We start from the raw sequence: 20,140 nt of genomic DNA, 5'->3' as shown, positions 1-20,140 counted from the left end.
GGATCAAGGCGTGCGTCGCCGTCCGCGCGCATCACCCCCTCGACGCCAAAGAGCGGTCGCATCAGGCGACCTGGACGTCGGGGATAACCGAAGTGAAAGCCTATAAGTTCGCCATCCTGGCCGTCGTCGCTGCGGCCGCCGTCAGCACGCCGGTCCTGGCCCAGAGCGCCGCCGGTTCGAGCGCAGACGCCTGGACCGCGCCGCGCGCCGGCGACTGGATCGTCAATGGTCGCGTGACCGACGTCTTTTCTCAGGCCGACGACGCCATCACGACCGCCGCTGGCGTCGACAGCGGCCTGCACGTCGATGTGGGCGACAGCGTCATGCCCACCCTGGGCTTCACCTATTTCCTGACCGACCATCTGGCGATCGAGGCCATTCTGGGCGCCACCCAGCACGAGATTCGCGCAAAGGGCGGCGCGACGGATGTCGCGGTCCACGAAACCTGGGTCCTGCCGCCGGTGGTGACCCTGCAGTATCGCCCGCTGACCGAAGGCCGCTTCAGCCCCTATGTCGGGGCCGGCGTGAACTATATGGTTTTCTTCGACGGCAAGGATAAGAACGACTTCAAGGTCAAGCTGGATGACGGCTTCGGCTACGCCCTTCAGGCGGGCGCGGACATCGGCGTCAAGGGACCGTGGAGCCTGAACGTCGACGTCAAGAAGGTCTGGTTCAACACCGACGCTGACGTCAACGACGGCGCGCTGAAAAGCGAAGTGAACCTGGACCCCTGGGTCGTGTCCGTGGGCTTCGGCCGCAAGTTCTGATCCGCCGATCCTGAGAAGCACAGGCGCGTTGGACAGGTGACGAACCGGTCCGGCGCGCCTAAGTCTTGTGGATGACGGACGAGGCATCCAAGACCGGGCTAAACGCCCTGGCGCAAGCGGCGAAACAGGCGCCGGGTCGGGGCCTGCCGCCGGTCCACCTGTGGAACCCCCAGAACTGCGGCGAAATCGACATCGTCATTCGGCGCGACGGCGTGTGGATGCATGAGGGATCGCCCATCGGCCGCAAGGAACTGGTGCGGCTGTTCTCGACCGTCCTGCGCAGGGACCCCGACGGCTATCATCTGGTCACGCCGGTCGAGAAGATGAAAATCCGCGTCGAGGATCTGCCGTTCCGCGCCGTGACGCTGGGGCGCGAGGGCGACGACCTGATCTTCACGACCGATGTCGGCGACGAGGTGCGGGCCGGTCGCGACGACGCCATCGTGGTCGAGACCGATCCCGTGACGGGCGAGCCATCGCCTCGCGTCCATGTGCGCCGCGATCTGTGGGCGCGGATCGCGCGGCCTGTCTTCTACGAACTTGTGGAGATGGCCGAGGAGGTGGACGGGCGGCTGATCGTGCGTTCGGGCGCTCAGGCCTTTTCGCTGGGGGCCGTGGCATGAGCCTGGACACGCTGAAGACGCGTCTGAGCCGGAGACTGGCGCCGATCGACAGCTGGCGGCCGGGGGTGAAGCCCGACCGGTCCGACTATGATCTGAACCCCGGCAGCGCGCGGGCGGCGGGCGAGTTGCGGCCTGCGGCGGTTCTGATCCCCGTGGTGGCCCGGCCCGAGGGAGCCACGGTCCTTCTGACACGCCGGGCGGACACCCTGGCAAGGCACACCGGCCAGATCGCTTTTCCCGGCGGACGGCTGGACCCGGGCGAGAACGCTGTTCAGGCGGCCCTGCGCGAGGCGGACGAGGAAGTGGCCCTGAACCCGTCAACCGTCCAGGTGCTGGGCCTGTCGGACGCCTATGAGACGGGCACAGGATTTCTGGTGACGCCGGTCATCGGCTGGCTGGATGCGGCGCCGGCCGTGACGCCTTCGCCGGACGAGGTGGCCGAGGTGTTCGAGACGCCGTGGGATTTCCTGATGGATGCGGCCAACCATCGCCGCGATTTCTATGATCTGGACGAAGGGCTGCGACGCTGGTTCTGGGCCATGCCTTGGGGCGAACGCTACATCTGGGGTGTCACGGCGGGCATTCTGAAGGGGCTGCACGCGCGGCTGTATGGCGACGAACCGGCGCCGGAAGCCGCCTCGGTCGAGGACGCGGCATGAGCATGTCGATGCGCGGCCAGCCGTGGCTGGAGGCGTCGGCCACCCGCGCGGTGATGGCGGCGCTGGAGGCGGCGGGCGGCCCAGGCTGCGCGCGGTTCGTCGGCGGCTGCGTCAGGAACAGCCTGCTGGATCAGCCCGTCGACGACATCGACATCGCCACCGTTCTGACACCCAACCAGACGACGGCGGCGCTGAAGGCGGCCGGGCTGAAGGCCGTGCCGACCGGGGTGGAGCACGGCACGGTGACGGGGGTGTCGGAACGCCGCCCCTATGAGATCACCACCCTGCGCCGCGATGTGGAGACGGACGGCCGACGCGCGGTCGTGGCCTTCACCCACGACTGGGCCGAGGATGCGGCGCGGCGCGACTTCCGCCTGAACGCCCTCTATGCGGATGCGGCGGGCCAGGTGTTCGATCCGACCGGCGGAGGTTTGGCGGATGCGGCGGCGGGACGGATCGTCTTTGTGGGCGAGGCCGAAACGCGCATTCGCGAGGATTATCTGCGAATCCTGCGCTTTTTCCGCTTCTACGCCTGGTACGGGCGGGGCGCGCCCGACGCCGCCGGGCTGGCGGCCTGCGCGGCGCTGAAAGGCGGCATGGATCAGCTGTCGGCCGAGCGAGTGTCCAAGGAACTGCTGAAACTGCTGGCCGCACCCGATCCGCGCGCGACGGTTCAGGTCATGGCCGAGGCGGGGGTGCTGGCCCAGGTGCTGCCGCAGGTCCAGCCGCTGACGCTGTTTCAGGCCATGTGTGATGTAACGCCCGATCCGGTCCTGCGGCTGTCGGCCCTGTTGCCGGCCGAGACGTCGGCGGTCGCGGGCGTGGCAGGGGCGCTGCGTCTGTCCAACGCGCAGCGGGATCGGTTGACGGCGGCGGTGGCGGACGGTCCCGCGGTCGCACCGGACATGGGTGCGGCTCGGGCGCGGGCGGCTGTGTATCGGCTGGGTCGGGGCGCCTTCGAAGATCGGCTGGCGCGGGCCGAGGCGGCGGATGGCGGCGACGGCCGAGTGCTGCGCCAGCTTGCGGCGGACTGGACGCCGCCGAAGCCGCCGGTGAACGGGCGCGATCTGGCGCGGCTGGGCGTGACGCCAGGACCGGAGACGGGCCGGCTGTTGAAGGCGTTCGAGGATGGCTGGATCGCCGACGACTTTCCCGCCGATGGTCACGAGGCGCGGCTAAAGGCGCTGATTACGGCTATTGGGCGCGGGTGAACTCTGTGATGACCGGCCGGTGGTCCGAACCGGTGGACTGGCCCAGACGGCGCGTGATTACGGCCAGGTCGGGCGAGCGATAGACCTGGTCGATGGTGATGCCGGCGAAGGCGGGGGCCAGGCTGGGCCAGGTGCCGGGCCAGCCTGGCGCCGGGATCAGGTTCATGTCCGCCTGAATCTGGCGGCCGATCCGGGCCGTAGAAACGCTGTTGAAGTCGCCTGCGGCGATGACGGGATTGTCCGGGGCGGCCAGTCGCCGCTCGGTCAGGGCCATGACCTGGCTGATCTGGCCCCACTGGTATTCATAGGGCCAGGGCCGGGTCAGATGCACGGCGAAGACATTGATCGGCCCGATGGGGGTCTTCACCACGGCCCCGGCCGCGCTGAGCCCGTCCTGCCGGTCGGGCAGGCGCTGAACGATCGGATAGCGCGAGGCGACGATGGACTGGGCATGGTCGCCCGGCCCCCGCATCCGACCGACGGCGGTGCGGTGGGGATAGCCGGCCAGAAGCTCGTCCAGCCGGGAGGCCGGGGCGTCGCCCACCTCGACCAGCACCAGGATGTCGGCGTCGGCCGCGACGATGGAGCGGCGCATGGCCTCGACGTTGGTGTTGAAGACCCACAGATTGGCGGAATACAGCCTGACGATGGGTTGGTTCGGCGCGGGCGTGCCGGGCGTCGGCGCCCACTGAGGCCAGACCCCGGCCGCCAGGATCAGACAAGCCGCCGCGCCGACCCAGACGGCGGGCCACAAGCGCAGCAGCAGACAGACGGCGGTCGTCGCCACGGCCGCCAGCAGGGCCGGGGCGGTGAACTGGGCCAGGATGTCGACCCATCGATGGCCGACCCCGCTCAGGGCCGCGATGCCGATCACCGCCAGACCCGCCAGGGCGACGCTGGCCAGTGCATTCGCCGTCAGCTTGAACAGGGGCATCGGCGCACCGACCTTTCGGATTGAACAAGGGCGCGTCGTCCCGCGTTAAGGCGACGCTTTGGAGGGCGATATGGCCGCACGGTCAATCCGCGATATCGAAAACATCTGGTCCAATGTCGAGAGCGTGAAGAAGCTGTCCGACCGGGTCATCGGCATCGGCCCGTTCGGCATGGGGCTGGATGCGCTGCTGACCTGGGTGCCGGTGGTGGGCACGGTCTATACGGTCGGCACCGGCGGCTGGTTGATGCTGCAGGCCGTGCGAGCCAAGGCGACGCCGGCGACCCTGGCGCGGATGGGCGCCTATATGGCCTTCGACACGGCGACAGGGACGGTGCCCATCGCCGGGGATCTGGTGGACACCTTCTTTCCCGGCCAACTGATGGCGGCGGGGGCGCTGCAGAAACATATCGAAAGCACCCATTGGGTCGAGGACAGCGAAGCCAACGCCCGCGCCAGCGGCGATCACGACCGCCACGAAGCCAAGGTGCAGGCGGAAAAGGGCCTGAAACGGATCGTCTATCTGCACGACTGAAATAGGATGGCTGGGGGCGGCGCTCCATCCCATCCTTTGAAGTAAAGTCGCTTGAATACAGTCGCTTGGCAAGCGCCAGCGACCATCTTCCGGCCTGAGGACGCGACGCGGCCAGACTGATCTCCGACGACAACGGAGATTTTCGATGAGCGACGACTTCAGCGCGCGTCTGGCCCTGCCTTATCTGGCGGCGGGGCAGATGCAGAAACACGTGACCCTGAACACGGCCCTGACGCGGCTGGACGCCTTGCTGCAGACGGCGGTGGTCAGCCGCGCGACGACGGTGCAGCCTGTCGTCCCAGCAGACGGCGACCTCTACATCCTGCCGGCGGATGCTGAAGGGTCGGCGTGGGCGGGGAGGGGCGAAGGCGCCCTGATGCGGTTCGAGGCGGGCGGCTGGACCGCCGTGCCCACGCCGCCCGGCCTGATCGCCGTGGTGCGGGACGAGGCTGTGGTCGTGATCCGTGACCAGACAAGCTGGACCCCGCTGGGCGCCTGGCTAGGCGAGGCGCAAGGGCTGAGCCGGCTGGGGCTGGGGACCACGGCGGATGCGACAAATCCGCTTTCGGCCAAGCTGAACGCGGCCCTGTTCACCGCCCGCGCCGTTGAAGAAGGCGGCGACGGCGACCTGCGCCTGACGTTCAACAAACAGGCGGCGCCTGACGTGCTGTCGCTGTTGTTTCAGAGCGGATACGCCGCCCGCGCCGAACTGGGCCTGATCGGCGACGACGACCTGGGGCTCAAGACCTGCGACGAAACAGGGGTCTGGCGTTCGGTGTTCCGCGTGGATCGGACCACGGGCCGCGCCGCCTTCGACCAGGGCGTGCTGCGGCGCGAGACGATCCTGATGACCGCCGACGGCGACTATTCGCCCCCGGCCTGGGCGCGCTGGGTCGAGGCGGTCTGCGTCGGCGGCGGAGGGGCGGGCGGGGCCGGTCTGGCGGGGCCTGCCGGAACCCCGCGTTTCGGCGGCGGCGGCGGCGGCGCGGGCGGACTGATCCAGAGCGCTTGGGCGGTCGAGAATCTCGACGGCCCCCTGTCGATCACGGTCGGCGCGGGCGGCCAGACGGCGACGGGCGGCGAAAGCCGGATCGCGGCGAAAGGCGTCGTCCTGTTGCGTGCATCGGGCGGATCGGCGGGATCGACGGGCGCCAGCGGCGGGGCGGCCGGCGGTCCCGGCGGCCTGGGTCTGCGCCCGGCCAATGCGGGCGGCGCTTCTTCCATCACGGCGTCGGGCGAGACGGGCGTCGAGAGCCTGTGTCCCGATGGGCCGGGCGGCGGAGGCGGCGGAGGTGGACTGAGCGCGGCCGACACAGCCCGCCCTGGCGGCGGCGGCGGCGCGGGCGGCTGGTCGACGGCGCGCGCATCCGGCGGAGTGGCTGGCGCGTCGGGCGGCGCGTCCGATCCGGCCCTGTCTCTGGTCGGCGGGGGCGGCGGGGGTGGAACGGCCTCGGCTGGCGGTGCAGGCGCGTCGGGCGGTTCCGGCGGCGGGTTCGGCGGCGGCGGCGGCGGCGGCGGGGCGGGCCTTACGGCGGGTGGTGCGGGCGGTTCGGGCGCGGCGGGCGCGGTTCGCATCACGGTCTTCGGATGACCCGGCGCAGACATCCGGCGGAGCCGGTCGAGGTGCTGGAGGACGAGGCGTGGGAAGCGCCCGACAGCCTCAGCGACACGGAATGGCGGGCGCAGTCGGGCTGGGACGGCCGCTGCGACCCAACCCCTTATGACGAGGAGGATGCACGATGAGCGGGCGTATTCAGAAACCCCTGGCCGAGGGGCGCTGGCTTTTCCGCCGCCTCTACGCCTTCGCGATCACCGCAGGGCTTTGGGTGCTGCTGATGCAGGTGGTGAGGCGGATGCCGCCCCAGATGCTGCCGCGCACGGCGGACGGGTTGATGGGCCTGCTGGCCCTGATCCTGGTCCTCTATCTGGTTGCGCCCACCGCCCAGCAGTTGATCGCCCTGTCGGCCAATGCGCGCCTGCGGATGCCGGGGGGACGGCCATGAGCTTTCATCTGTCCGTCCGCTCGCGCACGCGGCTGCAAGGCGTGCATCCGGCCCTGGTCGCCGTCGTCGAGGCGGCCATCGTGCGCTCCTCTGTGGACTTCATGATCACCGAGGGGCTGCGCACGCCGGCGCGTCAGGCGGTCCTGGTCAAGGCCGGAGCCAGCCAAACCCAGCGGTCGCGCCACCTGACCGGACACGCGGTCGACGTCGCCGCCCTGATCGAGGGACAGGTGCGCTGGGACTGGCCGCTGTATGGCCGGATAGCCGAGGCGTTCAAGGCGGCGGCGCTTGAGCTGAAGACGCCGCTGATCTGGGGCGGCGACTGGAAGACGCTGCGCGACGGGCCGCACTTCGAACTGGATCGAAAGGCGTTTCCATGAGCGCGGGGTCGTTTTTGCGCGCCCTGACGCCGGTGGGCTGGCTGGCGACGGGCGTCGCGGCCCTGATCTGCATCGTCGCCCTGCTGGGCGGATTGGGCTTCCGCTGGGACCCGCTGAACCTCCAGCAGAAACGCCTGGCGGCCGAGCAGGGCCGGGCTCGCGCCGCCTCGACCGAGGCGGCGGCGCAAGAATGGGCGCGACGCCTGGAGGTTCAGGGCGCGGCGGACCAGGCGCTGCGTGTCGATCACTATCAACAGACGACGACGGGGGCTGGGCGGGCGACCGCCGCCGCCGTCGTCCAGGCCAGGAGCGCCGATGACGCCGACCACCCCTTGGACCCCCGCCGCGCTGATCGTCTGCGCGCTCATGACGGCCAGCTGTGCCGGATCGCGCCCGATCTCGACGGTTGCGCCGCCGCGACTGGTTCTGCCGCCCGCAGCGACACGGCCTTGCGCCCTGGCCGTCCTGCCCGCTGAGCCGACGGCGGGCGATCTGGACGCCGCCTATGTGCTGCGCGGCGCCCAGATCGTCGCCTGCGACGGGGCGCGGCGTCTGGCGGTCGAAACGCTGATGGCCGAACGGGCGATGCAGGACGCCTACGAAAAGCGCCGGGGCGGCCCACGCTGAGGGGCTGCAAAAACGACTCGGCATTTTCTGCCGCCCTGAGGCGGGACTTGCCGGGTCGTCGCGCCGCACGACGACATAAGTTCAGTAAAATCAACGCTGCGTCGCGTTGATGTGCGATTTTGAAACTGGCCCCGCGCTTGCTCCTGATGGAGCGAGCAAAAAGCTCCTGGCGCTAAAATGGCGCCGGACATCACACGAAGTGAAAAGGACAGCCAAAATGGCTACGAGCATCAATACGAATTACGGCGCCGCCATCGCGCTGCAAAACCTCAATGCGACCACCGCAGAGTTGGGACGCACGCAGAGCCGTGTGAGCACGGGCCTGAAGGTCGCCACCGCCAAGGATAATGGCGCGATCTTCGCCATCGCGACGACCCAACGCGCCAATATGGCCGCCATGGACGCGGTCAAGAACTCGCTGCAACGCGGCCAATCCATCGTCGACGTCGCCCTGGCCGCCGGAGACACCGTCACCTCTGCTCTGCAAGAGATGAAGCAACTGGCGGTCAACATTCAGTCCTCCACCGCCGGTTCTGACTCTGAAGCTCACTACCTTAAGGACTACAACGCCTTGGGTAAGGAAATTGACGCGGCGCTGAAGGGCGCCAACTTCGACGGGGTCAATCTGTGGAACATGACCACGGCGACCGCGGTCACCACCAATCTGAACGGCGGAAGCTACGAGATCGGTTTCGGCACGGTCGACAAGGCCGCGGAGACGACGATCGCTGCGGTTTCCGGCGGCGCGGCCGCCCGCGCCGACGCCACCACCACAGCCGTGGACGCCGCCATCAAGGAGGTCACCACCAATCTGGCGACCCTGGGCACCCAGTCCAAGTCAGTCGGTCGCCAACTGACCTTCGTCGGCAAGCTACAGGACGCCACGGAGGCCGGTATCGGCAATCTGGTGGACGCCGACCTGGCCAAGGAAAGCGCCAAGCTGACGGCGCTTCAGACCAAGCAGCAGCTGGGCGTGCAGTCGTTGTCGATCGCCAACTCGTCCAGTTCCTTCCTTTTGAGCCTGTTCCGCAACTAAGGGCTCGCCGGCGTCGCGTGGGCCGTAGAGCGCCCGCGCGTCCTCTTTCCTCTCCATCACTGGGCAAAAGTTGCCGGGTGATGCTGGGTTCCCGGCAGAATTTGCCGGGAGATAAGGATGGTGAATAGACAATTAACGTGTAACTTCAATATCTTGCAATTATTGCCTAGGCCTACAACTGGCCCGGCAATTGCTTCTCACCAGGCTGAGCAAAACGCTCCCGTCGCCAAAAAGGCGCCGGAGATCACAAAGTGAAAAGGACCCGCCAAAATGGCGTACAGCATCAATACGAACTACGGCGCCTCCATCGCGCTGCAGAACCTGAGCAAGACGACCTCCGACCTGCAATCGACGCAAGCGCGCGTCAGCACGGGCCTTAAGGTCGCCACCGCCAAGGACAATGGCGCCATCTTCGCCATCGCCACCACGCAACGCGCCAACATGGGTGCGCTGGATGCGGTCAAGAACTCGCTGCAACGGGGGCAGTCGCTGGTCGACGTCGCTCTGGCGGCGGGCGACACGGCCACTTCGGCGCTGCAGGAAATGAAGGCCCTGGCGGTCAACATCGCCTCGTCCACCGGCGACGCCCAGACGGCCTATCTGAAAGACTACAACACCCTGGGTAAGGAAGTGGCCTCGGCCCTGTCCGGCGCCAGCTTCGACGGCGTCAATCTGTGGGCGACGGCGGGGGAAACGAATGTGACGACCAACGCTTCGGGCGGCACCTACGGCATCGGCTTCGCGGCCGATATGAGCGCGGACTCCACCCTGACCGCTGTCAACGCCGGCACCGCGACCACCACGACCGCCACGACGACCGCTGTCGACGCCGCGATCAAGACGGTGACGACCAGCCTGGCGACCCTGGGCACCCAGTCCAAGTCCGTCGGCCGCCAAATGACCTATGTCGGCAAGCTGCAAGACGCCACGGAAGCCGGTATCGGCAACCTGGTGGACGCCGACCTGGCCAAGGAAAGCGCCCGCCTGACCGCTCTGCAGACCAAGCAACAGCTTGGCGTGCAGGCGCTGTCGATCGCCAACTCGTCCAGCTCAATGCTGCTGGGCCTGTTCCGCTAAGGCGACCGGACGGGGCGGTTCGCCGCCCCGTCCGAGCGTTTCTCACCCTAGAGGCGCGCGGGTCAGTTCGCGCGGGGAGCCATGACAAACCATGTCGCGAGAGTAACCAGCTTACCCCAGCCGATCGCGCCGACGACCGTGCAGGTCGCCCAGCCCGAACCCCGCAACGACAACGGCGACGCCAGCCGGTATCGCCTGACGATCGAGGCGATCGGCAAGAACCGTTATGTTTACAAGGTTCTGGACCGGGTGACGGGCGAGTTGATCCGCCAGCTGCCGCGCGAAGACGTGGAGAGGCTGGCCGCCGATCCGGCCTATCGCGGGGGGAAGGTGGTTGATACATCGGTCTGACGACCGACAACTTACGCTTCGAAATCGTTGACGCCGCCGGCTGACCGGACGGCGCAATCATGGTTTCCGGCGCGTTAACCCTACGCTCACGACTCATGGTTAATATCGCCAGGAACAGAACGTCCGGGGCTTGAAGCCATGACCACCAGCATCCGCACCAACACCTCGGCGATGCTCGCCCTGCAGAATTTGAACAGGACCAACGATCAGTTGGCCTCGACACAGACCCGGGTGAGCACGGGGCTGAAGGTGCAAGGGGCCAAGGACAACGCGGCCGTCTGGGCGGTGGCTCAGGGCCAGCGTGCGGATCGCGGCTCGCTGGAGGCGGTGACCACCAGCCTGAAACGCGCTACGACAATCGCCGATGTCTCACTGGCCGCTGGCGCTCAGATTTCCGACATTCTGGTCGAACTGAAGCAAAAGGCGACCGCCGCCGCCGATCCCAGCGCGACCGCCGCGATGAGGACATCGTACAACGACGAATATCAGTCGTTGTTGAAGTCGATCCAGTCGTTCGCCGACAACGCCACCTTCGATGGTGCAAACATCCTGGACGCCAGCGCGACCACGGCGCTGAGCTTTCTGGCCAGCGCCGATGCATCGGAAACCATTTCACTGGGCAGGCAGGACCTGACGTTGACGGGTCTGTCGCTGACGGGGACCAGCCTGACCAGCGACACGAACGCCTCCGCCGCCCTGACGGCCGTCAACACGGCGATCGCCACCAGCAGTGCGCGCCTGGCCGAACTGGGATCTCAGGCCAAGCAGATCGAACGCCACACCACCTATGTCGGCAAGCTGTCCGACGCGCTGGAGGCGGGCATCGGCAATCTGGTGGATGCGGACATGCCTAAGGAAAGCGCCCGTCTGACCGCCCTCCAAGTCCAGCAGCAACTGGGCGTGCAGGCCCTGTCCATCGCCAACCAGTCGCCGCAGATCATCCTGTCGCTGTTCAAGAACTGATCGGCGTTTAAGGCTTCGTTATCCGGGCGGGGGCATGATCGACGCGGAGCCGCCTGAATGATCAACAACAGCTATCTGCTGGGTCTATTCGGGACGTCGACGGGAACGTCGTCGTCACCATTCAGCGCGACCACGACCGCCATTCCCAAGAAGAAGACGCAGCCGACCGCGCCCTGGGCCTCCACCGCCGCCGCTGCGGCGCCCAAGGCCAGCGACATGGTGCGTGCGGCGCTCGCCGGGCGGCGCCTGATCAACGAATCCGCTGTCGATTTGGATCTGGCGGGTGCATCGGCCGATTATCGCAAGCTTTTCGCGCTTTATCAGGGGTTGAACACCCTCAGCGCCTTGGCCGACCGCGCCAGCGCCAAAGGGCTGAGCAGCGCCGAAGCCGCCCAGGTCGGCAAACGGTTCGAGGCCGGTCTGGCGGAGATGTCGGACTATCTGAAGTCCGCCCGTTTCGAAGACGTGCGGCTGGTCCAGGGCGTGTCCCAGTCGACGGTCAAGACCGGGTATGCGCTGGAAAAGGCGCAAGCCACATTCGTCACCACGCCGATCCACGACGGCGCGCTGAGCGATCCGGTCAAGGCGTTCCAAGGCGACGTGAAGTTCGCCATCACCATCAAGACGACGGCGGGCAGTCAGGCCATCGATGTCGATCTGTCGGACATGGGCGACACGCCCCGGACGATGGACAACGTCATCGCCCACATCAACGGCAAACTGGATGCCGCCGGGGTCTCCACGCGCCTCGAACGCGAGATGATCCAGGCCCAGCCCAAGGTGGTCAAGAGCGGCTCCAAGACCATCACCCTGCCGGCCGGGCCGGATCAATGGGCGCTGAAGGTACGGGGCGGGGTCGGCGAGACCGTCGGCTTCAAGGCGGTGAATACCTCGGACGCCGTCTATGTGACCCAGGGCGGCGGGACCTCAGGCGCGGCCCAGCTGCTGAAGTTCCAGGCGGACGGCGGCGCGGCGCCGGCGGCGCAGCAGGGCGTCAATGACCCATTCTGGGTCGAGGGCAGGGCGGGGCAGACCAATCTGCCGGACGGCGTCGCCGCCGTGCGGTCCAGCGCCGTGGCGCCTGACGGTTCGATCTGGGTGGTCGCCGACCTGACCCAGGGCGCCGCGAATCAGCCGATCAAGGGCGCCCGCGATGTCGCCCTGCTGAAATACGATTCCGCCGGCAATCTGATGCAGACCAAGCTTCTGGGGGCCGCCTCGACCGCCAACGGCTTCTCCATCGCTGTGGACGCCGACGGCCGCGTCGCGGTCGCCGGTTCGGTGACCGGGGCGCTGGAGCCGGGCAAGAGCGGCGACGCCGCCAACACCGCCGACAGTTTCGTCACCGTCTTCGACAACGACGGCAAGGAACTGTGGACCCAGAGGCGCGGCGCCAGGGCGGCGGACGAGGCGACCGAGGTCAGCTTCGGCGCGGACGGCATGGTCTATGTCGCCGGACGCTCCAAGTCCGCCATGTCCGGTCAGGCGGCCCTGGGCGGCTGGGATTCCTATCTTCAGACGTTCCAGGAAAAGCCGATCGCGATCAACGGCCCGGATATCGGGGTGAACATCTCGACGCTGCAATTCGGCACCAGTGGCGACGATTCGGTCCAGGCCATGACGGTGTCGGGGGCCGACGTCTACACCGCCGGGGTCGAGGACGGACGTGCGATCGTGCGCCGCTTCACCCTGGACGCCTCAGGCGTGCCGACCTTGGCGGCGACGCGCGATCTGGGCTTGGCCAGCGGGTCCATCGCCGGGATTTCGGTCGAGAACGGCAAGGTCGTGCTGACGGGCCAGACCGACAATCCCGCCCTGAACATCGGCACGACGACCAACGCCCACGCCGGCGGAACCGATGTCTTCGTGGCCACCCTGTCGACCGATCTGCAAGCTGCCGCCAGTGACCGGCTGACCTATTTCGGCGGGACGGGCAACGACACCGCCGCCGACGTGAAGATCAAGGACGGCAAGGTCTGGATCACCGGCACGAACCGCGACGCCGGCGCCGCGAAGACCGATCCGACCAGGGCCTATCTGGCGCGTCTGGATCTGGCCACGGGCGCCGTCGAATACAATCAGACCTGGCGCGGGGAGGGGGATCAGGTCTCGCCCACCAGCCTGAGCATCGTTTCGGGCGGCGCCAGCGTGCTGGACCGGCTGGGCCTTCCGCAGGGCGAGATCATGCAGGAAGATTCCAAGCTTTTGACCGTGGCCACATCCGCGCGCGTCGGTGATCAGTTCAGCATTTCTCCGGCCGGCGGGGGACGGGCCGTCACCGTGACCATCGAGGCCAAGGATACGCTGGACACCCTGGCCAAGAAGATCATGACGGCCTCCAACCGTCAGCTGAAGGCCACCGTCATCACCGATTCGCGTGTCTCGCCGCCCGTGCAGCGGCTCCAGATCGTCGCCGCCGACAACAAGCAGGGCGCCGTCATCTCGGCCGGCGCCGTGGGCAAGGACGCGTTGGCGGCCTTGGGCCTTTCGCCCGGCTTCGTCGGCAAGACCGGCGACAAGTCGGCCAAGACCTATGGTTTGAACCTGCCCAACACGCTGAACTTGAACGATTCGACCAGCATCAAGGCCGCGATCGACGCCCTGGCCCAGGCCATGACGGCGGTGCGGTCGGCCTATCGGTCGCTGGGGCCGCAACAGGCGCCGACCACCAACACCCAGTCGAGCGGGGGCTCCTCGACCGCCTATCAGAAGACCCAGGCCGCCAACTTCCAGGCCGCGTTGAACCGCCTGTTGGCCTGACTCCGCGCAGGGGCGTCCAAGGCGGTTGACGCCCGGCTCCCGCTTGGCCTTATTGGCCTTCCCTTCAGCGAAAGCCCGTTTATGGCCCTTCCGAAAGACAACCGCGTCATCCTGGCGGTCGGCGCAGGCGTGGTCATCGTCGCCGCCGTCGTGCTGGCCCTGATCTTCACCGGAGGCGGCGACAAGACGCCGGAGCCCTCCCCCGCGTCAAAGGGCGGGCTGGTGGTCAATCTGGCCGAAGCGCCGACGCTGGAGCCGACGCGTGAACTGCGCTGCTTCGTCGACGGCCAGTTCGTGGGCATGGCGACCCTGGCGGACTGCGCGCGTCGCAACGGTCTGGCGACCGACGCCCTGGACGTGGGTCTGGACTCCACCGGCGCCCTGGCCGCCGCGCCCACCGCCGCCTTCGCCCCGCCGCCCCAGCTGCCCGCCGTGCAGATGACCGAGACCCCGCCGCCCGCCAGCGTGGAACAGACTCCCGCGCCGCGTCCGACGCCGACCGCCTCGGGCAGTCCTTGTCTGCGCCACACCGGCTCTGACTGGCGCACCCTGTCGACCGGCATGAGCCTGAACGCCTGTGTTCAGGCGCTGTACGCCGGAACCTGCGTCGGGCCGGGCGATGCCCAGTACGGCCGTTGGGGCGACACCACGCTGCGTCTGGTGCCGCGCCGGGTGGAACAGTCGAACGACAACGCGCGTTTCCGGACCCTGGCCGAGCAGGATCGCAACTGCCAATTTCCGGGGATGAACTGATGCGTTTCGCCCTTATCGCCATCGTCGCAGGCGCGGCCGCTCTGGGCGCCTGCTCAAACAAGCCTGAGTATGAGTTCGCCCCAGGCGCCTGCTATTTCGTGGCGACGCCGGACAATGCGCCGCCGCGCCTGCAGAAGATCGCCGACGACCAGCCTCAACTGGAACAGTGCGCCGCGCGTCTGGAAGAGATGCGTCTTCGCTTCCTGCGGATGGGCGGATCGAACCAGGAGATCGCGGGCGCCTATCAGGGGCGCTTCATCTTCATCGACCGCGAGGGCGTCAAGATCGGCAAGAGCCTGACCGGCAGCCGCTTCTTCTCCATGGCCCGCACCGGCGATGGTCGCCTGGCCATTCCCGGCGCCATCCAGCGCGACGAAACCGGCCGACCCGTGGCCGTAGCGGCGGACAGCGCCGCGAAGTAAAGACTTGCGTGGTGTGAACAAAGGTGGAACATTTCGTTAATCCACCGGTTTGGCGGGTCTGATGTCGAATGCGGCTGGCGGTGATCCGCATCGGCTCTAAGACATCCGGCTGAATTACGGGGCGGGCGAGAGACGCGCCGCCCTTTGACAGAAGGAAGTTCCCATGGCTGGCAGCGTCAACAAGGTCATTCTGGTCGGCAACCTGGGCCGTGACCCGGAAATCCGCTCCATGCCCAATGGCGATCGGATCGCCAACCTGTCCATCGCCACCTCAGAGACCTGGCGCGACAAGTCTTCGGGCGAGCGCAAGGAAAAGACGGAGTGGCACCGGGTCGTCATCTTCAACGACAACATCGTGAAGGTGGTCGAGAACTATGTGAAGAAGGGTTCGACCGTCTATATCGAGGGCGCGCTCCAGACCCGCAAATGGACCGATCAGCAGGGCGTCGAGAAATATTCCACCGAGATCGTGGTCAGCCGCTTCAAGGGCGAGCTGACCATGCTGGGCGGCCGGTCGGAAGGCGGTTCGTCGGGTGGCGGTTACGGCGGCGGTCGCGGCGATGACGACTATTCCTCGGGCTTCTCCACCGGCGGGGCGAACAAGCCCAGCGGTCCCAAGGAAAGCTACGACCTGAACGACGACATCCCGTTCTGATATCAAGTCGGTGCGGCGGGGGGCTTACAGCTATCGTCAGGATCCCGCCGTCCCGGCCTTTCCGGACGACCGGCCCCTGGTGCTGTTCGACGGCGATTGCGCCCTATGTTCCGGCTCGGCGCGCAAGATTTTGAAGCACGACCGCGCCGGGCGGATCCGTCTGGCGCCGACCCAGTCGCCCTTGGGTCGGGCGCTGTTGATCCATTATGGCGTCGACCCCGACGATCCCTATACGATGCTGCTGATCCAGGACGGCGTGGCGCGCCAGCGCTCGGACGGCGTGCTGGGCATCGCGGCCCTTTTGCCACAGCCATATCGCCTGGCGGTTCTGGGACGGATCGCGCCGCGGTTTGTTCGCGACACCCTGTATGACTTCATCGCACGTCGTCGCCGCCGTTTTCCCGGCGCGACGTGGTGCGCCATGCCGCCGCAGGGCGTCGATCTGAACGACAGGATGCTGGGATGAGCGGACGGGTGCTGGTGCTGGGCGCCAATGGGTTCATCGGCTCCCATGTCGCCGCCGCCCTGGCCTCGGCCGGGTGGTCCGTGCGGGCTGGCGCGCGCCGTATCGCCGGGCCGTCCCGACGCGCGCCTGATTTCGACTGGGTGTGCGCCGATTTCGCCCGGCTGACCACGGCCGAGGCCTGGAAGTCGGTGCTTATGGGCGTCGATGCAGTGGTCAATTGCGTCGGCGTCCTGCAGGACGGCGGCGGCGACAGCACGCGCGCCGCCCATGTCGATGGACCGCGCGCCCTGATCGCGTCGTGTCAGGCGGGGGATGTGCGGCGACTGGTGCACATCTCTGCCGTGGGTGCGGACGACGCGGCCGGCACGCCCTATGCCCGCACCAAGGCCGAAACCGAACGGCTGGTGGCGGCCAGCGATCTGGACTGGTTGATCCTTCGACCGTCGCTGGTGGTGGACCGGGCGGCGTTCGGCGGAACGGGACTGATCCGGGCGCTGGCGGCCTTTCCGGTGTTCAGCCCGGTCGTGGGCGGCGATCAGACCTTCCGGCCCATTCCGCTGGGCGATCTGTCCGCCGCCGTCGTCGCGGCGGTGAAAACCGACGCGCCCTCGCGCCGGGCGTTCGACATGCCGGGGCCGCAGCCGGTGACCATGATCGAGACGGTGCGGCTGTATCGCGGCTGGATGGGCCTGAAGCCTGCGCCGGTGGTTCGCGTGCCGCGCGCCCTTGCCGCGCCCGCCCTGGCCGTCGGCGACCTGCTGGGCCGGCTGGGATGGTCGTCGCCGATCCGCACGACGGCCGTCAAACAGATGGATCACGACGTCGCGGGCCAGGACAGCGGTTGGGCCGAGGCGTTGGGGGTGCGCTCGCGCGGCTTCACCACCTTTCTGGCCCAGACCCCGGCGTCGGTCCAGGATGTCTGGCACGCGCGGCTGTGGTTCGTGCGGCCGGTCGCCATCGTGACGCTGGGCCTGTTCTGGCTGATCACCGGCCTGATCAGCTTCGGCCCAGGCTGGAGCCGTGCGGTCGCCATCCTGCATGAGGGCGGCTATGGCCGCCTGGCCGGTCCTATCGCCTGGTGGGGCGCCTTGCTGGACGTGGTGCTGGGGTTGATGCTGTTCGTGCGGCCCTGGACGGCGCAGGTGGCCGTCTTCATGTGCCTGGCCACGGTCGGCTATCTGATCGCAGGCACGCTCAGCCTGCCGCACTATTGGATCGACCCGCTGGGGCCCTGGCTGAAGGTTCTGCCGATGATGGCGCTGTGCCTGTTCGTCGCCGCTACGGACGCGCGCCGATGAGCCTGTATGTCCTGCTGAAGATCGTTCACATCCTGTCCGGCGCGGTTCTGTTCGGGACCGGGGCGGGGATCGCCTTCTTCATGTTGCGCGCGCACGCCACCCAGGACGCCCGGACCGTCGCCCAGGTCGGCCGGATCGTGGTCCTGGCCGATTTCGTCTTCACCGCCAGCGCCGTGGTGGTTCAGCCGATCAGCGGTCTGGGCCTGATCCATCTGCAGGGCTGGTCCTTGACCAGTCCGTGGCTGCTGGCCGCCTATGGCCTCTATGTTCTGATCGGGATCTGCTGGCTGCCGGTGGTTTGGATTCAGTATCGGATGATGAAGCTGGCCGAACAGGCGGCGGGGCAGGGGGCGGCGCTGCCGCCCGCCTATCACCGGCTGTTCCGCTGGTGGTTCGCCCTGGGCTGGCCCGCGTTTGCAGGCGTTCTGGCCATCTATTGGCTGATGGTGGCCAAGCCGGGTTTCTGAACACGAAACTTCGGGTCATCCAATGTGAACCGACGTCCGCGCGCGAGAATGACATAGCTGAATCATGACAGACGCCGTCCCGCCCGCGCCCGCCAGACCTCATGCCCTGACCGGGCTGGAGATCGCCGCCATTCTGGCGATCATCGTCGTGTGGGGGGTGAACAATGCGGGCGCCAAGCTGGCGACGGAACACCTCAGCCCGCTGCTGGTCGGGGCGATCCGTTTCGGCATCGCAAGCGCCTGCCTGTTCGCCTTCGTGCGGCCGCCGTTCCCCGACTGGAAAAGGCTGCTGATCATCGTGCTGGTGGGCGGGCCGTTGCAGTATGGGCTGGTGTATACGGCCTATTGGCTGGCGCATGACATCAGCCCCGTGACCGTGGCCAATCAGCTCTGGATTCCCTTCACCTCCCTGTTCGCCTTTCTGATTCTGGGCGAGCGGCTGAGCCGTGGGGCGATGGTCGGCATGGGGATCGCCTTCGTCGGCGTGGCCTGGATGACGATGGACGCCCATGCGCTTCAGGACTGGCGCGCCATTCTGGTGGGGATTGCGGCGGGGGCGGCGTGGGCGGTGGCGACGGTGGTGGCGCGGCGCACGACCTCCATACCGCCGTTGAAGATGCAGGGGCTGCTGGCGGCGGGCACCCTGCCGGTGCTGGCCTTTGGCTCATTGGTGTTCGAGCACGATCAGATCGAGGCGATCCGCACCGCGCCGCCGATGGTCTGGGTGTCGCTGATCTGGGCCGGGGTGGTGTCGTCGGTTCTGGCCACGACCCTGCTGTTCTGGCTGGTGCAGCGGCGAGAGGCCGGGCGGGTGACGCCCTATCTGCTGGCGACGCCGGTGGTGTCGATGGCCATCGGCTGGGGCCTGATGGGCGACGTGCTGACGCCGCAGATTCTGACCGGATCGGCCATCGCCATGGGCGGGGTGGTGTTGGTGGCCCTGGCGGAACGGGGCTTGCGCGCGGGCGCCGCGAAGGCTTGATCTGGTCGGAAACGATTCAGGAGCCGTCCGTGAACCATAGTCCCCTAGACGCCGAGCATGTTTCCCGCCGCTGGCTGGGCAAGTCGGCGCGCGAACTGCACGCCCAGGAGGCCAGCGTGGTGGCCAGCGCCGCCGACCGCCGCCCGATCTCCGAGGACATCAACGAGACCTTCGCCGACCACCAGACCTTTGGCGAGCGGCTGGCGGACCGGGTGGCGGCCTTTGGCGGCTCCTGGCCCTTCATCATCGCCTTCGGCGTCTTTCTGGCGCTGTGGACGGTCATCAACCTGTTGCTGCGGAAAGAGGCGTTCGACCCCTATCCGTTCATCTTCCTGAACCTGGTGCTGTCCATGCTGGCGGCGGTGCAGGCGCCGGTGATCATGATGAGCCAGAACCGCCAGGCGGCCAAGGATCGGCTGGACGCGGGCAACGACTATCAGGTCAATCTGAAGGCCGAGATCGAGATCATGGCCCTGTTGGACAAGGTCGAGCACCTGACCGCCCGCCAGGAGGAGCAGACCGAACTGATCCACCGCCTCCTGGCCGAACGCGGCCGCTGACCGATCAGCTGGCGTTGAGCGCCGCGCAGGCGACCCGGTCGCCGGCGCCGCCGATGGGCTGGGTCGTGTGGTCGTCGGGGTTGGCGTGAATGATGATGGCCGAGCCGTCGGCGTCCCACAGCCACTGGCCGGGGCCTTCCGAGGAAATGCGGGCGCGGGTGGTGAACAGTTCGGCGTTCACCTTGCCATCTGCGCCGGCGTAGATGTTCGGCAGGTCGCCATCGTCAGGACCGGCGGGGTTCAGCAGGCCGTGCGGCTGTTTCGGTTCGCCGTGGTTGATGTGGGCGCCGGACGAGGTGAAGGGCGCGGCGCATTCGCCCGTGGCATGGATGTGGATGCCGTGCCAGCCCGGCGTGAGACCAGACGCCTCGATCTTGATCAACAGGCCCGTTGGCCCCTGACGCAGATCGACGCGACCGATATTTGCGCCCGAGGCGTTGATCAGGACCGCCTGTCCGGTCGCGCCAACGGGCGCGCGTTCGACAGCAGTCGTCGGTGCGTTGCCAGTGGCCGCACAGGCCGTGGTGAGGGCCAGCGGCGAGGCGATCAGAAGGGCGGCGGCGAGTGTATGGGCGCGCATATGAAAAGTCCTTTCAGAGACGGGCTTTCACGGC

25 protein-coding genes are annotated in these 20,140 nt (G+C 67.7%); 23 read left to right on the top strand and 2 right to left on the bottom strand.

All coding sequences use genetic code 11. From position 1 onward, the window contains the following. The first annotated feature begins 83 nt into the window (after positions 1–83). The 4 genes from P0Y50_15480 to P0Y50_15465 all read left to right on the top strand — a co-directional run bounded on the left by P0Y50_15480 (position 84) and on the right by P0Y50_15465 (position 3,260). The gene (locus P0Y50_15480) at positions 84–767 is read left to right on the top strand and encodes an outer membrane beta-barrel protein (GenBank protein WEK41591.1); all 684 of its coding nucleotides are present in this window, start codon (positions 84–86) and stop codon (positions 765–767) included. A gap of 71 nt (positions 768–838) precedes the next feature. Next, entirely contained in the window at positions 839–1,390 is a 552-nt protein-coding gene (locus P0Y50_15475; protein ID WEK39914.1) for a DUF1285 domain-containing protein, read from the top strand. Next, entirely contained in the window at positions 1,387–2,049 is a 663-nt protein-coding gene (locus tag P0Y50_15470; GenBank protein WEK39913.1) for a CoA pyrophosphatase, read from the top strand. The genes P0Y50_15475 and P0Y50_15470 overlap by 4 nt, the downstream gene beginning before the upstream one ends. Next, positions 2,046–3,260, top strand: a complete 1,215-nt coding sequence (locus P0Y50_15465; GenBank protein ID WEK39912.1) for a CCA tRNA nucleotidyltransferase — start codon at positions 2,046–2,048, stop codon at positions 3,258–3,260. Before P0Y50_15470 ends, P0Y50_15465 begins: the two co-directional genes overlap by 4 nt. Here P0Y50_15465 and P0Y50_15460 read toward each other — a convergent pair. Continuing rightward, the gene (locus P0Y50_15460; protein ID WEK39911.1) at positions 3,244–4,194 is read right to left on the bottom strand and encodes an endonuclease/exonuclease/phosphatase family protein; all 951 of its coding nucleotides are present in this window, start codon (positions 4,192–4,194) and stop codon (positions 3,244–3,246) included. The genes P0Y50_15465 and P0Y50_15460 overlap by 17 nt on opposite strands. A gap of 70 nt (positions 4,195–4,264) precedes the next feature. Here P0Y50_15460 and P0Y50_15455 point away from each other — a divergent pair, with 70 nt between their 5' ends. The 19 genes from P0Y50_15455 (at position 4,265) to P0Y50_15365 (ending at position 19,526) form a co-directional block, all read left to right on the top strand. Continuing rightward, a complete protein-coding gene (locus tag P0Y50_15455) occupies positions 4,265–4,726 on the top strand; it encodes a DUF4112 domain-containing protein (GenBank protein WEK39910.1) in 462 nt (153 codons plus the stop codon). A gap of 145 nt (positions 4,727–4,871) precedes the next feature. Further along, positions 4,872–6,317, top strand: coding sequence for a DUF2793 domain-containing protein (locus P0Y50_15450; protein ID WEK39909.1), 1,446 nt, complete (start codon positions 4,872–4,874; stop codon positions 6,315–6,317). Next, complete coding sequence (locus P0Y50_15445; protein WEK39908.1) at positions 6,314–6,469, top strand: hypothetical protein; 156 nt, start codon at positions 6,314–6,316, stop codon at positions 6,467–6,469. Before P0Y50_15450 ends, P0Y50_15445 begins: the two co-directional genes overlap by 4 nt. Then, positions 6,466–6,729: a hypothetical protein gene (locus P0Y50_15440; GenBank protein ID WEK39907.1), complete on the top strand. Its 264-nt coding sequence runs from the start codon at positions 6,466–6,468 to the stop codon at positions 6,727–6,729. The genes P0Y50_15445 and P0Y50_15440 overlap by 4 nt, the downstream gene beginning before the upstream one ends. Beyond that, positions 6,726–7,109 carry a M15 family metallopeptidase gene (locus P0Y50_15435; GenBank protein WEK39906.1) on the top strand — a complete coding sequence of 128 codons (384 nt, stop codon included), beginning with the start codon at positions 6,726–6,728 and terminating at the stop codon, positions 7,107–7,109. The genes P0Y50_15440 and P0Y50_15435 overlap by 4 nt, the downstream gene beginning before the upstream one ends. Next, the gene (locus tag P0Y50_15430; GenBank protein ID WEK39905.1) at positions 7,106–7,585 is read left to right on the top strand and encodes a hypothetical protein; all 480 of its coding nucleotides are present in this window, start codon (positions 7,106–7,108) and stop codon (positions 7,583–7,585) included. Before P0Y50_15435 ends, P0Y50_15430 begins: the two co-directional genes overlap by 4 nt. Before the next feature lie 368 nt (positions 7,586–7,953). Continuing rightward, positions 7,954–8,772 carry a flagellin gene (locus P0Y50_15425; GenBank protein WEK39904.1) on the top strand — a complete coding sequence of 273 codons (819 nt, stop codon included), beginning with the start codon at positions 7,954–7,956 and terminating at the stop codon, positions 8,770–8,772. Between the two features lie 270 nt (positions 8,773–9,042). Further along, positions 9,043–9,849: a flagellin gene (locus P0Y50_15420; protein WEK39903.1), complete on the top strand. Its 807-nt coding sequence runs from the start codon at positions 9,043–9,045 to the stop codon at positions 9,847–9,849. 81 nt (positions 9,850–9,930) lie between these two features. Next, the gene (locus P0Y50_15415) at positions 9,931–10,200 is read left to right on the top strand and encodes a hypothetical protein (protein WEK39902.1); all 270 of its coding nucleotides are present in this window, start codon (positions 9,931–9,933) and stop codon (positions 10,198–10,200) included. 138 nt (positions 10,201–10,338) lie between these two features. Further along, complete coding sequence (locus P0Y50_15410; GenBank protein WEK39901.1) at positions 10,339–11,163, top strand: flagellin; 825 nt, start codon at positions 10,339–10,341, stop codon at positions 11,161–11,163. 57 nt (positions 11,164–11,220) lie between these two features. Continuing rightward, positions 11,221–13,923 (top strand): transcriptional regulator, encoded by a 2,703-nt coding sequence (locus P0Y50_15405; protein WEK39900.1) that lies wholly within the window; start codon positions 11,221–11,223, stop codon positions 13,921–13,923. Positions 13,924–14,004: 81 nt separating this feature from the next. Next, positions 14,005–14,676 carry a hypothetical protein gene (locus tag P0Y50_15400; GenBank protein ID WEK39899.1) on the top strand — a complete coding sequence of 224 codons (672 nt, stop codon included), beginning with the start codon at positions 14,005–14,007 and terminating at the stop codon, positions 14,674–14,676. After that, positions 14,676–15,098: a hypothetical protein gene (locus tag P0Y50_15395; GenBank protein WEK39898.1), complete on the top strand. Its 423-nt coding sequence runs from the start codon at positions 14,676–14,678 to the stop codon at positions 15,096–15,098. Before P0Y50_15400 ends, P0Y50_15395 begins: the two co-directional genes overlap by 1 nt. Positions 15,099–15,261: 163 nt before the next feature. Next, positions 15,262–15,753, top strand: a complete 492-nt coding sequence (gene ssb / locus P0Y50_15390) for a single-stranded DNA-binding protein (protein ID WEK39897.1) — start codon at positions 15,262–15,264, stop codon at positions 15,751–15,753. 10 nt (positions 15,754–15,763) lie between these two features. Beyond that, positions 15,764–16,219, top strand: a complete 456-nt coding sequence (locus P0Y50_15385; GenBank protein ID WEK39896.1) for a DCC1-like thiol-disulfide oxidoreductase family protein — start codon at positions 15,764–15,766, stop codon at positions 16,217–16,219. Beyond that, positions 16,216–17,517 (top strand): SDR family oxidoreductase, encoded by a 1,302-nt coding sequence (locus tag P0Y50_15380; GenBank protein ID WEK39895.1) that lies wholly within the window; start codon positions 16,216–16,218, stop codon positions 17,515–17,517. The genes P0Y50_15385 and P0Y50_15380 overlap by 4 nt, the downstream gene beginning before the upstream one ends. Beyond that, positions 17,514–17,984 (top strand): DUF2269 domain-containing protein, encoded by a 471-nt coding sequence (locus P0Y50_15375; protein ID WEK39894.1) that lies wholly within the window; start codon positions 17,514–17,516, stop codon positions 17,982–17,984. The genes P0Y50_15380 and P0Y50_15375 overlap by 4 nt, the downstream gene beginning before the upstream one ends. A 64-nt stretch (positions 17,985–18,048) precedes the next feature. Continuing rightward, complete coding sequence (locus tag P0Y50_15370) at positions 18,049–18,966, top strand: DMT family transporter (GenBank protein ID WEK39893.1); 918 nt, start codon at positions 18,049–18,051, stop codon at positions 18,964–18,966. Between the two features lie 29 nt (positions 18,967–18,995). Continuing rightward, positions 18,996–19,526 carry a DUF1003 domain-containing protein gene (locus P0Y50_15365; protein WEK39892.1) on the top strand — a complete coding sequence of 177 codons (531 nt, stop codon included), beginning with the start codon at positions 18,996–18,998 and terminating at the stop codon, positions 19,524–19,526. A gap of 4 nt (positions 19,527–19,530) precedes the next feature. On the opposite strand, the gene P0Y50_15360 is transcribed toward P0Y50_15365, so the two are convergent. Continuing rightward, the gene (locus tag P0Y50_15360) at positions 19,531–20,106 is read right to left on the bottom strand and encodes a superoxide dismutase family protein (protein WEK39891.1); all 576 of its coding nucleotides are present in this window, start codon (positions 20,104–20,106) and stop codon (positions 19,531–19,533) included. Positions 20,107–20,140: the final 34 nt, after the last annotated feature.

Source organism: Candidatus Brevundimonas colombiensis (assembly GCA_029202665.1).
GTDB classification, from domain to species: domain Bacteria; phylum Pseudomonadota; class Alphaproteobacteria; order Caulobacterales; family Caulobacteraceae; genus Brevundimonas; species Brevundimonas colombiensis.
The sequence above is the reverse complement of the archived record's forward strand: the minus strand, read 5'-3'. Positions and strand labels throughout refer to the sequence as shown.

Coding starts and splice junctions, on each gene's coding strand:
- P0Y50_15455 (WEK39910.1), top strand. CDS start 4,265: ATGGCCGCACGGTCAATCCGCGATATCGAAAACATCTGGTCCAATGTC.
- P0Y50_15460 (WEK39911.1), bottom strand. CDS start 4,194: ATGCCCCTGTTCAAGCTGACGGCGAATGCACTGGCCAGCGTCGCCCTG.
- P0Y50_15465 (WEK39912.1), top strand. CDS start 2,046: ATGAGCATGTCGATGCGCGGCCAGCCGTGGCTGGAGGCGTCGGCCACC.
- P0Y50_15445 (WEK39908.1), top strand. CDS start 6,314: ATGACCCGGCGCAGACATCCGGCGGAGCCGGTCGAGGTGCTGGAGGAC.
- P0Y50_15450 (WEK39909.1), top strand. CDS start 4,872: ATGAGCGACGACTTCAGCGCGCGTCTGGCCCTGCCTTATCTGGCGGCG.
- P0Y50_15415 (WEK39902.1), top strand. CDS start 9,931: ATGACAAACCATGTCGCGAGAGTAACCAGCTTACCCCAGCCGATCGCG.
- P0Y50_15420 (WEK39903.1), top strand. CDS start 9,043: ATGGCGTACAGCATCAATACGAACTACGGCGCCTCCATCGCGCTGCAG.
- P0Y50_15395 (WEK39898.1), top strand. CDS start 14,676: ATGCGTTTCGCCCTTATCGCCATCGTCGCAGGCGCGGCCGCTCTGGGC.
- P0Y50_15410 (WEK39901.1), top strand. CDS start 10,339: ATGACCACCAGCATCCGCACCAACACCTCGGCGATGCTCGCCCTGCAG.
- P0Y50_15440 (WEK39907.1), top strand. CDS start 6,466: ATGAGCGGGCGTATTCAGAAACCCCTGGCCGAGGGGCGCTGGCTTTTC.
- P0Y50_15425 (WEK39904.1), top strand. CDS start 7,954: ATGGCTACGAGCATCAATACGAATTACGGCGCCGCCATCGCGCTGCAA.
- P0Y50_15375 (WEK39894.1), top strand. CDS start 17,514: ATGAGCCTGTATGTCCTGCTGAAGATCGTTCACATCCTGTCCGGCGCG.
- P0Y50_15370 (WEK39893.1), top strand. CDS start 18,049: ATGACAGACGCCGTCCCGCCCGCGCCCGCCAGACCTCATGCCCTGACC.
- P0Y50_15430 (WEK39905.1), top strand. CDS start 7,106: ATGAGCGCGGGGTCGTTTTTGCGCGCCCTGACGCCGGTGGGCTGGCTG.
- P0Y50_15400 (WEK39899.1), top strand. CDS start 14,005: ATGGCCCTTCCGAAAGACAACCGCGTCATCCTGGCGGTCGGCGCAGGC.
- P0Y50_15405 (WEK39900.1), top strand. CDS start 11,221: ATGATCAACAACAGCTATCTGCTGGGTCTATTCGGGACGTCGACGGGA.
- P0Y50_15475 (WEK39914.1), top strand. CDS start 839: ATGACGGACGAGGCATCCAAGACCGGGCTAAACGCCCTGGCGCAAGCG.
- P0Y50_15470 (WEK39913.1), top strand. CDS start 1,387: ATGAGCCTGGACACGCTGAAGACGCGTCTGAGCCGGAGACTGGCGCCG.
- P0Y50_15360 (WEK39891.1), bottom strand. CDS start 20,106: ATGCGCGCCCATACACTCGCCGCCGCCCTTCTGATCGCCTCGCCGCTG.
- ssb (WEK39897.1), top strand. CDS start 15,262: ATGGCTGGCAGCGTCAACAAGGTCATTCTGGTCGGCAACCTGGGCCGT.
- P0Y50_15380 (WEK39895.1), top strand. CDS start 16,216: ATGAGCGGACGGGTGCTGGTGCTGGGCGCCAATGGGTTCATCGGCTCC.
- P0Y50_15435 (WEK39906.1), top strand. CDS start 6,726: ATGAGCTTTCATCTGTCCGTCCGCTCGCGCACGCGGCTGCAAGGCGTG.